This window comes from Burkholderia sp. Se-20378, from assembly GCF_017104665.1.
In the GTDB taxonomy this organism is placed as follows: Bacteria; Pseudomonadota; Gammaproteobacteria; order Burkholderiales; family Burkholderiaceae; genus Burkholderia; species Burkholderia lata.
The window spans coordinates 1-11,274 of the sequence record NZ_JAAGPG010000264.1; the positions used below are offsets into that span (position 1 = coordinate 1).

General features: G+C 66.1%; 10 protein-coding genes. 6 read left to right on the forward strand and 4 right to left on the reverse strand.

All coding sequences use genetic code 11. The features are described 5' to 3' along the window. From G3N93_RS24145 to G3N93_RS24160, 4 genes are all read left to right on the forward strand, one after another. Window positions 1-1,290 (forward strand): aldehyde dehydrogenase (locus G3N93_RS24145; protein WP_206134114.1); only part of this gene is annotated, 1,290 nt, incomplete at its 5' end. Between the two features lie 132 nt (window positions 1,291-1,422). Beyond that, on the forward strand, window positions 1,423-2,745 hold the full coding sequence (locus G3N93_RS24150; protein ID WP_241026680.1) for a nitrate/nitrite transporter: 1,323 nt from the start codon (window positions 1,423-1,425) through the stop codon (window positions 2,743-2,745). After that, a complete protein-coding gene (locus tag G3N93_RS24155) occupies window positions 2,742-3,959 on the forward strand; it encodes a mandelate racemase/muconate lactonizing enzyme family protein (RefSeq protein WP_206134116.1) in 1,218 nt (405 codons plus the stop codon). Before G3N93_RS24150 ends, G3N93_RS24155 begins: the two co-directional genes overlap by 4 nt. Before the next feature lie 15 nt (window positions 3,960-3,974). Beyond that, on the forward strand, window positions 3,975-5,642 hold the full coding sequence (locus G3N93_RS24160) for a GMC family oxidoreductase (protein WP_206134117.1): 1,668 nt from the start codon (window positions 3,975-3,977) through the stop codon (window positions 5,640-5,642). Window positions 5,643-5,684: 42 nt separating this feature from the next. Here G3N93_RS24160 and G3N93_RS24165 read toward each other — a convergent pair whose 3' ends face one another. Next, entirely contained in the window at window positions 5,685-6,587 is a 903-nt protein-coding gene (locus G3N93_RS24165; protein WP_174939371.1) for a LysR substrate-binding domain-containing protein, read from the reverse strand. A gap of 4 nt (window positions 6,588-6,591) precedes the next feature. Here G3N93_RS24165 and G3N93_RS24170 point away from each other — a divergent pair, with 4 nt between their 5' ends. Beyond that, window positions 6,592-7,404 carry a hypothetical protein gene (locus G3N93_RS24170; protein ID WP_206134118.1) on the forward strand — a complete coding sequence of 271 codons (813 nt, stop codon included), beginning with the start codon at window positions 6,592-6,594 and terminating at the stop codon, window positions 7,402-7,404. Window positions 7,405-7,510: 106 nt separating this feature from the next. Then, complete coding sequence (locus G3N93_RS24175; protein ID WP_206134119.1) at window positions 7,511-7,894, forward strand: immunity 22 family protein; 384 nt, start codon at window positions 7,511-7,513, stop codon at window positions 7,892-7,894. A 53-nt stretch (window positions 7,895-7,947) separates the two neighbouring features. Here G3N93_RS24175 and G3N93_RS24180 read toward each other — a convergent pair whose 3' ends face one another. From G3N93_RS24180 to G3N93_RS24190, 3 genes are all read right to left on the reverse strand, one after another. Next, on the reverse strand, window positions 7,948-8,769 hold the full coding sequence (locus tag G3N93_RS24180) for a glycine betaine/L-proline ABC transporter ATP-binding protein (RefSeq protein ID WP_174939377.1): 822 nt from the start codon (window positions 8,767-8,769) through the stop codon (window positions 7,948-7,950). Between the two features lie 14 nt (window positions 8,770-8,783). Continuing rightward, complete coding sequence (locus G3N93_RS24185) at window positions 8,784-9,749, reverse strand: proline/glycine betaine ABC transporter permease (protein ID WP_174939379.1); 966 nt, start codon at window positions 9,747-9,749, stop codon at window positions 8,784-8,786. A 70-nt stretch (window positions 9,750-9,819) separates the two neighbouring features. After that, window positions 9,820-10,857, reverse strand: a complete 1,038-nt coding sequence (locus G3N93_RS24190) for an ABC transporter substrate-binding protein (protein WP_011356435.1) — start codon at window positions 10,855-10,857, stop codon at window positions 9,820-9,822. Between the last annotated feature and the right edge of the window lie 417 nt (window positions 10,858-11,274).

Consider the following 11,274-nt stretch of genomic DNA (forward strand, 5'->3'; position numbering starts at 1 on the left):
TCCTTCTACGCCGCGGCCGCCGCGCAGAAGGCATGGCGCAAGCTGCCGAGCGCCGAGCGCGCCGCATACCTGCACCGCTTCGCCGACGCGCTGACCACGCGCGCATCCGAAATCGGCGCGGCGCTCGCGCAGGAATCCGGCAAGAGCGTCGAGGACGCGTCGAACGAAGCCGTCTACGCGGGCCAGATCACGCGCTACCACGCCGAGTGGGCACGCCGGATCGAGGGCGAGATCATCCCGAGCGATACGCCCGACGAGAACCTGTTCCTGCAGCGCGAGCCGATCGGCGTCGTCGCGTGCCTGATCCCGTTCAACTATCCGGTCTACACGCTGCTGCGCAAGGTCGCGCCCGCGCTGATCGCCGGCAACACCGTGGTCGTGCGGCCGAGCAACCACACGCCGGTGTCCGCGTTCGAGATCGCGAAAGCCGCCGACGATGCGGGCTTTCCGCCGGGCGTCGTCAACATCCTGACGATGGACCACGCAACGGCCGAAGCGCTGTGCACGCATCCGGCGGTCGGGATGATCACGCTGACCGGCAGCGTGAACGCGGGCCGCAAGGTGCTCGACTACTGCAAGGCGAACATCGCGAAGCCGTCGCTCGAGCTCGGCGGCAAGACGCCCGCGATCATCGAGCCCGACGCCGACCTCGAACGCGCGGCTGCCGCGCTCGTCGCATCGAAGACGACCCACTGTGGCCAGCTCTGCACGGCAATCGAGCGCGTGTACGTGCACGACAGCGTGCATGACCGCTTCGTCGCGCTGCTGAAGGACAAGATGGCGGCCGTGCGCATCGGCGACCGTGCGGAAGACGCCACGCGGATGGGCCCGCTCGTCAGCGCATCGGCGCGCGCGCACATCCACGGGATGGTCGAACGCGCGATCGCAGCCGGCGCGACGCTCGAAACCGGCGGCACGATTCCCGCCGGCCCCGGCTTCTTCTACCCGGCCACGCTGCTGACGAACTGCCGGCAGGACATGGAAATCGTGCAGGAGGAAACCTTCGGCCCGATCATGCCCGTGCTGCGCTACTCGACGATCGACGAAGCGATCGCGCAGGCGAACGACCACCAGTTCGGCCTGTCATCGGTGCTCTACACCGAGCACTACCGCACCGCGATGACCGTCGCGAACGCGATCGAGGCCGGCGAGCTGTACGTGAACCGCACACCGGCCGATCCGTACCAGGGCTTCCACGCCGGCTGGAAGCGCTCGGGCCTCGGCGGCGACGACGGCAAGCACGGCATGCTCGAATTCACGCAGACGCGCCTCGTCGTCATGAAGTACTGACACGGCAACGCCGACGCACCGTTTCCGGCGCGCGCACCACGACACCCGCTGTGCGCGCCGCCCTTGATCCGATCGAACACATAAAAAATCTGCAGACCTCCTCGTGAAGGAAGTCTGATGGAGGAAGACAGCATGCCGACCCAACCGTCGACGCACACCGCGTCGCTCGCGTTGCACGACGACGCCCACGCGTCGCTGCATTCCCGCGCGCAACGCTACCTGCAACTGCTGCTGCTCGTGATTGCCGCGGGCGCGATCTACCCGATGCTGTATCTGCGGCAGGTGTACCAGCCGACGATGCTGCAGTTCTTCCATATCGACGACGTGCAGCTCGGCTACCTGTATTCGTCGCTCGGCACGATCTTCCTGATCAGCTATTTGCCGAGCGGCTGGCTGGCCGACCGCCTGTCGCCGCGCTGGCTGATCTGCTTCTCGCTGCTCGCGACGGGCGCGCTCGGGCTCGTCTACGCGACCGGGCCGTCGTTCGACATGCTCGTGCTGATCTTCGGCGGCTGGGGGCTGACCACCGGCCTCACGTTCTGGGCCGCGGTGATCAAGCGCGTGAACATGATCGCGGGCCCCGACGAACAGGGCCGTTTCTTCGGCCTGCTCGACGGTGGCCGCGGCCTCGTCGAGGCGCTGCTCGCAACGATCGCGATCACGCTGTTCGCGTACGTGACGCAGGCACGCGGCGGCACCGATGCGGCCGGCTTCAAGCTCGTCGTCCACCTGTACGCATTCTTCTGCATTGCGCTCGGCGTGCTGCTCGCGCTGGTAAAGGATCAGGCGAGCACGGGCAACCGTGCAGCGGCCGCGAAGCGCACCAAGGGCAACGTGCTGACCGACCTGAAGACGCTCGCAGCGATTCCCGAGCTGTGGCTCGTCGCCGCGATCGTGTTCTGCGGCTACCAGGTGTTCTGGGCGACCTACAGCTTCTCGGCCTACCTGCACGAAGGCAATTTCGGGCTCAGCGCAACGGCGGCCGGCTTCATCACGACGCTCAAGCTGTGGATGCGCCCCGTCGGCGGCATCGGCGGCGGCTTCCTCGGCGATCGCGTGTCGAAGGTGTCGGTGCTGTTCTGGGCGCTGGTGCTCGCCGCACTGTCGCTCGTCGGGCTGATCGCGGCGCCCGCGCACAGCCCGCAGGCGATGCTCGTCGTGCTCGTGCTGTTCATCGGCATCCTCACCTATGCGATCCGCGGCCTGTACTGGTCGCTGCTCGACGACTGCAAGGTGCCGACGCATTGCGCGGGCCTCGCGATCGGCCTGATCTCGGTGCTCGGCTATTCACCCGACGTGTTCGTGCCGCTGATCAACGGCTACGTGACGCAGACCTACCCGGGCGCACACGGCTACCAGCTCTATTTCGGCTATATCGCGGCCATCGCGCTCTGCGGCGCAGGCGCCGCCGCGTTCCTCAAATACCGCCTCAACCGCATCCAGGAGTCCGCATGAAGATCGTTTCGCTCGAAACCCATATCGTCGCCGTGCCGCCGCCGCATGTCGGCGGGATGTACTGGATCTTCGTGAAGCTGAAGACGGACGACGGCATCGAAGGCGTCGGCGAGATCTACTCGGCGACGTTCGGCCCGAAGGCAATGGCCCCGATCATCGACGACGTGTTCGAACGCCATCTGCTGAACCGCGATCCGCATCACGTCGAACGGCTGTTCCGCCAGGCTTACTCCAGCGGCTTCACGCAGCGCCCCGATCTCACGATGATGGGCGTCGTCAGCGGCCTCGAAATGGCGTGCTGGGACATCATCGGCAAGGCGGCCGGCAAGCCCGTCTATGAACTGCTCGGCGGGAAGATCCACGAGCGGCTGCGCTCGTACACGTACCTGTACCCGAAGAACGCGAAGGGCGAATACGACTACGACGATCCCGATCTCGCGGCCGCATGCGCGGCCGAGAACGTGAAGCTCGGCTTCACGGCCGTCAAGTTCGACCCGGCCGGCCCGTACACGGCCTACTCGGGCCATCAGCTGTCGCTCGAAGTGCTCGACCGCTGCGAACTGTTCTGCCGCAAGGTGCGCGAAGCCGTCGGCAGCAAGGCCGACCTGCTGTTCGGCACGCACGGGCAGATGGTGCCGTCGTCGGCGATCCGGCTCGCGAAGCGGCTCGAGAAATACGACCCGCTGTGGTTCGAGGAGCCGGTGCCGCCCGGCCAGGAAGAAGCGATCGCGCAAGTCGCGAAGCACACGTCGATTCCGATCGCAACCGGCGAGCGCCTGACGACCAAGTACGAATTCCACAAGCTGCTGCAGGCGGGCGGCGCATCGATCCTGCAGTTGAACGTCGCGCGCGTCGGCGGCCTGCTCGAAGCGAAGAAGATCGCGACGCTCGCCGAAGTGCACTACGCGCAGATCGCGCCGCACCTGTACAACGGCCCGGTGGGCGCGGCCGCGAGCATCCAGCTCGCGACCTGCACGCCGAACTTCCTGATCCAGGAAAGCATCATGACGTGGGGCGGATTCCATGCGGAAGTCGTGAAGACGCCGATCCGCTGGGAAGACGGCTACATCATCCCGTCGAACGAACCGGGCCTCGGCATCGAGCTCGACATGGACGTCGTGCGCCGTCACACGCCGTACACCGGCGAACGGCTTCACCTGCAGATGGGCGAGAACCCCGTCGACGTGAAGGACCTCGCTCCCGCGAAGGGCTGAGCGCAAAGGACAGACATGAGCTACGACTACATCATCGTCGGCGCGGGCTCGGCCGGCTGCATCCTCGCAAACCGCCTGAGCGAATCGGGCCGGCACTCGGTGCTGCTGCTCGAAGCGGGCGAACGCGACGCGTCGTTCTGGTTCAAGGTGCCGGTCGGCTTCACGAAGACCTACTACAACCGCCGCTACAACTGGATGTACTACAGCGAGCCCGAGGCGCAGCTCGCCGACCGCAAGCTGTACTGCCCGCGCGGCAAGGTGGTTGGCGGATCGGGCTCGATCAACGCGATGGTCTACGTGCGCGGCCAGCGCAGCGACTACGACGACTGGGCGAACGCCGGCAATCCGGGCTGGGCGTACGACGACGTACTGCCGTACTTCCGCAAGCTCGAAACCCACGCGGCCGGCACGACCGATCCGCAGCATCACGGCGCGACCGGGCCGATCCACATCACGTCGATGAAGGCCGACGTGCATCCGATCGTCCACGAGTTCCTGAAGGGTTGCAGCCAGTTGAACCTGCCGCGCACCGACGATTTCAACGGCGCGCAGTTCGAAGGCGCGGGCATCTACGACCTGAACACGAAGCACGGTGAACGCTGCTCCAGCAGCTTCGCGTACCTGCGTCCCGCGCTGGGCCGTTCGAACCTCACGCTGCGCTCGGGCGTGCTCGTGCGGCGCGTGACGTTCGACGGCACGCGTGCGACCGGCGTGGTCGTCGCGGGCGAGCACGGCGACGAAACGCTCGTGGCCGCACGCGAGGTCATTCTCGCGGCCGGCGCGGTCGATACGCCGAAACTGCTGCAACTGTCGGGCGTTGGCGATCCGTCGCTGCTCGCGCGCCAGCGCGTGCCGCTCGTGCATGCGCTGCCGGCCGTCGGCCGCAACCTGCAGGACCACCTGTGCGTGAGCTTCTACTTCAAGGCGAACCGGCCGACGCTGAACGACGAGATGGGTACGCTTATCGGCAAGATGAAGATCGGCTTGCGCTACCTGCTGACGAAGCGTGGCCCGCTTGCGATGAGCGTGAACCAGGCGGGCGGCTTCTTCCGCGGCGCGGACGATGCGCAGGAACCGAACATCCAGCTCTACTTCAACCCGCTGTCGTACCGGATCCCCAAGAGCGACCGCGCGAGCATCAAGCCCGAGCCTTACTCGGGCTTCCTGATCGCTTTCAACCCGTGCCGCCCGACGAGCCGCGGCACGATCGAGATCGCGTCGAACCGCGCGGAAGATGCCGCGAAGATCCACATCAACGCGCTCACCACGCAGAAGGATCTCGACGAGGCCGTGCAGGGCAGCAAGGTGATCCGGGCGCTGATGCACGCGCCGGCGCTGAAGTCGATGACCGTCGAGGAAATCTCGCCGGGGCCGCAGGTCGATTCCGACGAAGCGATGCTGCAGTATTTCCGCGAGCAGTCGGGTTCGATCTACCACCTGTGCGGCTCGTGCGCGATGGGGCCGGACGCGGCGACGTCGGTGGTCGATGCGTCGCTGCGCGTGCATGGGTTGCAGGCGCTGCGGATCGTCGATGCGTCGGTGTTCCCGAACATCACGTCGGGCAACATCAACGCGCCGACGATGATGGTCGCGGAGAAAGGCGCGGATCTGATTCTGGCGGATGCGTTGCGGGCGGAGATGGCCGGCGTGCAATCGACGCCACGTGAGACGGTCGTGCAGTAACGCGGTGCCGGCAGGTTCGACGGCCACCGCCGTTGGCGGGCATCAGCCCTTCGTGGCGTCCACGATCTGCCGGCACACGTTCACGATCAGGTCCCGCAGCCCCGCATGCACCGCGTCGCGGTCGAAGCGGGGATGCCACATGATCGAGATCGCGAGCGCCGGGGTCGCGACCGGCAGGTCGAACGTCACGACGTCCTGCCGGGCCTGGGCGGTGTGCTTCTCGGGCACGTGAGCGATCCAGTCCGAGCGCTGGGCGAGTTCGATGCCCGACTTGAAGTTCGGCACCACCGCGATGACGTTGCGCTCGCGCCCCTGCTCGCTCAGCGCATCGTCGATCGGCCCGTGAAAGCGCCCCTTGCGCGACACGCTGATGTGCGGCACGGACAGGTAAGCATCGAGCGTCATCCGCCGCCGCGCCAGCCGATGGCCCTTGCGCAGCACGCCGACCATGCGGTCGTCGAACAGCTTGCGGATCATGATCTCCGGCCCCGTCTCGCCGACCACGCCGATTTCGATATCGACTTCACCGCTGCGAAGGCGCGCCACGGTCTTCTCGTGCTTGGGCAGGAAGCGCAACCTCGCATGCGGCCATGCATCGTGCGCCTGCGCGATGATGGGCACCGCGAACGAATCGATGAAGCCGTCGTTCGCGCTGATGTTGAACACGCGCTGCGCGTCGATCGACCGGTGCTGCGCGCCGAGCAGCATTTCCACATCCTGCAGGATGCGGTCGAGCGGCTCCTTCAACCGCCGCGCCGTTTCGGTCGCCACCATGCCCTTTCCCGCGCGCACCAGCACCTTGTCGCCGATCGCGTCCTGGACACGGGCGAGGGTCCGGCTCATCGCGGAAGGACTCAAATCGAGACTGCGTGCCGCGCCCGACACGCTTTCCTCGTCGATCAGCGCCTTCAGCGCCAGCAGCAGGTTCAGGTCGATCCGGTTCAACGCCGTGCTCCTCGCAGATTTGCATCGGATGCATCATATATCTGCCAAACCTGCACTGTACACACGCCATCCTCGCTCCTACCATTCGGGCAACCGAACGGAGGAACGCATGGAGACGACGCAGGTGTACGACGAACAATTGCGCGAGTCGTTGCTACGGGACTGGCAGGACCATACGAAGCAGCCGACCGCGGTGGCGGCCCGCTTGCGGGAGCGGGTTGCGTTCCCGATGGGCGAACAGGATCTCGTCGAACTGGCGGCGCTCGCGACACACGTATTCGGCGAGCATCTCGGCGACTGGCAGGCGGGAATGGGCTATCTCGACCAACTCATGGACGCGCACGACGACGTTCCGGCCGATTCGCTCCGGCGCATCGACCGCCAGCATGCGGTGCTCGAACGACTGGAGGACGTGAATGCATCGCTCGACAGGTTCGACGCCAACGATCGCGTCTACATCACGGCGCTCGCGCTTCCCGCGATCACGCTGCAGCGATCGGTGGAGGAAGCAGAAACGGCCTTCGCCGAAGCGATGCAACTGCTCGCGTCGAACGACTGCCATGCGACCCGCCGGCTGTTCGGCGTAGTCACGGCCAATCTCGTGTGCGACCTGCTGGATCGTTCGGCGTTGTCGGCCGCCAGACGGCGCCTGCTCATCGTGCTCGCGGAGAAAAGCCATGCGCTCTGGCTTCAGGACGGCGACGAGACGGACCGGGAGAAGTCCGCGTTCCGGCTGATGCAGAGTTATCAGAAATGCAGGATGCCCGAGAATTACAGAAGCGGGCGCTATCCAAGGTATGGGTCGATCGAGCCGTAACCGCAGGTGGCGCACGAGACGAAACGCAGCACCATGCTCACGCGTATCATCGTGCGCGTGCACCGGCGCGCTCCGCCGGCCATTTCAAAGCCCGAGGCGCTCACCGATGATCGTTACCGTTCACCTGTTCATTTCCAGCGATCGATTCCGTTCGTTCGAGGAGATGCGCTCGTTCATCGACGAGCGGTACACCGAGGACGGTGACGGCATTCCTTCCGCGTTCATGACAGAAGTCGGACTGCGTGACTACGAGCCAGGATGCATCGAGGCCATTCATCGGGGCAGCGCCGTTCCGGTCCGGCAATTGCTGCTTGGTGTTTCGTGGGAATCGGCATGGGTACATGCCGTTCCCGCCGACCTCGTCGCCGACAGTGCAATCGGTGTGTTCTCGCCCAACATCGTCACGACGCCGGAAAACGCTTCGCTCGACTACGTCGGCACCTATGAATTCGATACGCACACGGGCCTGACGTCGGCCCGGCCCGCGTAAACGAAAAAGGGCGGCACCGCATGTGCCGCCCTTTCGCGTTGCGCTTCGATACGTCAATTCACACTCGAGCGCTTCTCCACGAACCGTCTCACATACTCATCCGCCGGCCGCGACAGAATGTCGTCCGGCGTCCCGACCTGCACGAGCGTACCGTCGCGCAGAATCGCGATGCGATCGCCGATCCGCAGCGCTTCGTCGAGATCGTGCGTGATGAACACGATCGTCTTCGACAGCGTCGCCTGCAGTTCGAGCAACTGATCCTGCATCTCGGTGCGAATCAGCGGATCGAGCGCGGAGAACGCCTCGTCCATCAGCAGCACATCGGTATCGGCCGCCAGCGCGCGCGCCAGCCCGACACGCTGCCGCATCCCGCCCGACAGCTCGTCCGGATAGTGATCGCCATAGCCGTCGAGCCCGACCTTCGTCAGCCAGTTGCGCGCGGCCTCGGCCGCATCGTGCCGCTTCTCGCCGCGCGTGCGCAGCGCATACGCGGCGTTGTCGAGCACGGTCTGGTGCGGCAGCAGCCCGAAGTTCTGGAACACCATGCTGACCTTGAAGCGGCGCAGCTCGCGCAGCCCGTGCGCGTCGAGCTTGATCACGTCGCTGCCGTCGATCACGATCTCGCCGGCCGTCGGCTCGATCAGCCGGTTGAAGTGCCGCACGAGCGTCGATTTCCCGGAGCCCGACAGCCCCATGATCACGAAAATCTCGCCCGACTCGATGCCGAGGCTCACGTCGTTGAGCCCGACGTTGCAGCCCGTTTCGGCCAGCACCTCGGCCTTGCGCTTGCCCGAGCGCAGCAGGTCGAGCACGCGCGCATGCGCGGCCTGCGGCCCGAACAGCTTGTACACGTGTTTGACGTCGATGGTCGCCATGTCTGTCTCCGTTCCTATGCACGCGACGACTGCGTCGCCTGATTCGAATCGACGCCCGCCGACTGCGCCTTGCGCGGCAGCCGGTACGGCACGCGCGACGCGCCCTTCTGCCGGCGCTGCTGCGCGAGCCGCCGCCGGGCGCGACGCTCCTGGCCGAAGCCCTGGCTGATCCGGTCGATCACGATCGCGAGGATCACGATCGCGAGGCCCGCCTGCGTGCCCTTGCCGACGTCGAGCGTCTGGATGCCCGCGAGCACATCCTCGCCGAGCCCGCGCGAGCCGATCATCGACGCGATCACGACCATCGACAGCGCCATCATCGTCGTCTGGTTGATGCCGGCCATGATGCTCGGCCGCGCAAGCGGCAACTGCACGTTGACGAGCAGCTGCCAGCGCGTCGTGCCGAATGCGCGCGCGGCCTCCGTCACGTCCGGATCGACCTGGCGGATGCCGAGATCGGTCAGGCGGATCAGCGGCGGCAGCGCGTAGATGATCGTCGCGAGGATCGCGGGCACCTTGCCCAGGCCGAACAGCATCAGCACCGGGATCAGGTACACGAAGCTCGGCAATGTCTGCATCACGTCAAGCACGGGCAGCAGCATCCGGCGCAGCCAGGCGCTGCGCGACGCGAGGATGCCGACCGGCACACCGATCGCGACCGACAGCACCGTCGAGACGAGCATCAGCGCGAGCGTCTGCATCAGCTTGTCCCACAGGCCGAAGCAGCCGATCGCGTAAAGCAGCAGCATGAAGAGCGCGCCGAGGCCGATACGGCGCGTCGCATTCCACGCGATCGCGCCGACGACCAGCAGCACGAGCCACGGCGGCGCCACGCGCAGCGCGCCTTCGAGCGGCACGAGCAGGTAGCGCAGCACCAGCACGCTGAAGTGATGGAAGCCGTCGCCGTATTGCGCGACGAACGTCTCGAGCGCGCTGTTCACCCAGTCGGCGATCGACAGGTGCAGAAAGAAGCCGTTCATGTTGATTCTCCGTCGCGCCGCGAAGGCGCGTGACGGCGGCGGCAGGCGCGGGCCCGCCGCCGCGCGCAGGTTACGCGCCCTTCAGGCTGCCGGCGATCTTCTGCGCGACGTCGGCCGGCACCCACTGCTTCCACATGTCCTGGCGGGTCTTCAGGAACTGCGTGGCCATCGCCGCGCCGTCGATCTTCTTCGTGGTCATCTCGAGGATCGTCTGGTTCAGGAAGTCCATCGGGAAACGCACCTTGCCGAATACGCCGACGAGATCGGGGTTCGCATCGGCAAACGGCTTCGACACGCCGACCGTCAGCCGCGACACCATGTACGACGACGCGCACTGGTGCGTGCTGCTCTCGTCGCGCAGCGTCTTCCAGCATGCTTCGTTATAGGCCGGCATCTTCAGCGCGGTGAACTTGTATTTCGCCATCAGCGCGGCCGGGCCCCAGTAATAGAACACGATCGGCGCACCGCGCTGGTACGCGGACGCGATCGCCGCGTCGAGCGCCGCGCCCGTGCCCGGGTGGAAATTCGTGTACGACTGGTCGAGCTTCAGCACGCGCAAGAGGCGCGTGTTCACGCGCTCGCAGTCCCAGCCCGTCGGGCAGTTCAGGAAGCGGCCCTTGTCCGGTTCCTCTTCGTCCGCGAACACCTGCTTGTACTTCGGCAGATCGTCGACCGACACGAGCCCCGGCGCGACCGGCTTGATGTTGCGCGCCGGATCGCCCTTCACCACGTAGTCGGGCACGAACCAGCCTTCCGTCGTGCCGCCCGGCAACGTGTCGCCGATCAGCTTCACCGCGCCCGACGAGACGGCCTTCGCGGTGATCTCGCTGCGGCCCGTCCACTGCTCGGCCCAGATCTGCAGGTCGTTGCGCGCGAGCGCCGTTTCGGTGGCGGCCGTGCTGCCCGGCACGACGTCCGTCTTGCAGCCGTAGCCCTTCTCCATGATCTGCCGCAGCACTTCGGTCGCGAACGACCCGCTCTCCCACGTGATGCCCGCGAAATGGACCGTCTTGCCGTCGGCGCACGCGCCGCCGGCCGCGTGAGCCGCAGGCGCGGACAGGATCGCCGCGGCGGCGAGAAGGACCGTTTTCAGTCGTCGAATCTGCATGGTGGGTCGTCTCCAAATCGAATCTGTTGTTTGTGCGTCGCGGCATGCGCGGCGACCGGCGAATCGTGAACGCATCCACGTCCGGTCAGCCTGCATGTTTCAGCCGCCAATTTGTTTAGGGAAACGAGTAATTCCGATCATTGCTATCGGCAGCGTCAATCGATCTCCGGGCACCCGGCCAGGCCCGCCGGACGGGCCTCGCGGCCGATTTCCCAAGCCCGCGCATGGCCCCGCGCGGGTTGTATCGCACCCCCGTTCGGCCGTTGCGCGACGGACATTGCGCCGTGACGCCGCCCACCCCGTTTCGACTGTCGAAACGGCCTGTCGCGACCCCATTGGCGAACCCGATCCCATCCATCGAAATTACTCGCTTTCGATTCCTTTTAGGCTTGGGAAGAATGCGCGGTGTCATCGGAG

Bases quoted from the DNA above. Each gene is read 5' to 3' on its own strand.
- G3N93_RS24150 (WP_241026680.1), top strand. From the start codon at position 1,423: ATGCCGACCCAACCGTCGACGCACACCGCGTCGCTCGCGTTGCACGAC.
- G3N93_RS24155 (WP_206134116.1), top strand. From the start codon at position 2,742: ATGAAGATCGTTTCGCTCGAAACCCATATCGTCGCCGTGCCGCCGCCG.
- G3N93_RS24160 (WP_206134117.1), top strand. From the start codon at position 3,975: ATGAGCTACGACTACATCATCGTCGGCGCGGGCTCGGCCGGCTGCATC.
- G3N93_RS24175 (WP_206134119.1), top strand. From the start codon at position 7,511: ATGATCGTTACCGTTCACCTGTTCATTTCCAGCGATCGATTCCGTTCG.
- G3N93_RS24180 (WP_174939377.1), bottom strand. From the start codon at position 8,769: ATGGCGACCATCGACGTCAAACACGTGTACAAGCTGTTCGGGCCGCAG.
- G3N93_RS24185 (WP_174939379.1), bottom strand. From the start codon at position 9,749: ATGAACGGCTTCTTTCTGCACCTGTCGATCGCCGACTGGGTGAACAGC.
- G3N93_RS24190 (WP_011356435.1), bottom strand. From the start codon at position 10,857: ATGCAGATTCGACGACTGAAAACGGTCCTTCTCGCCGCCGCGGCGATC.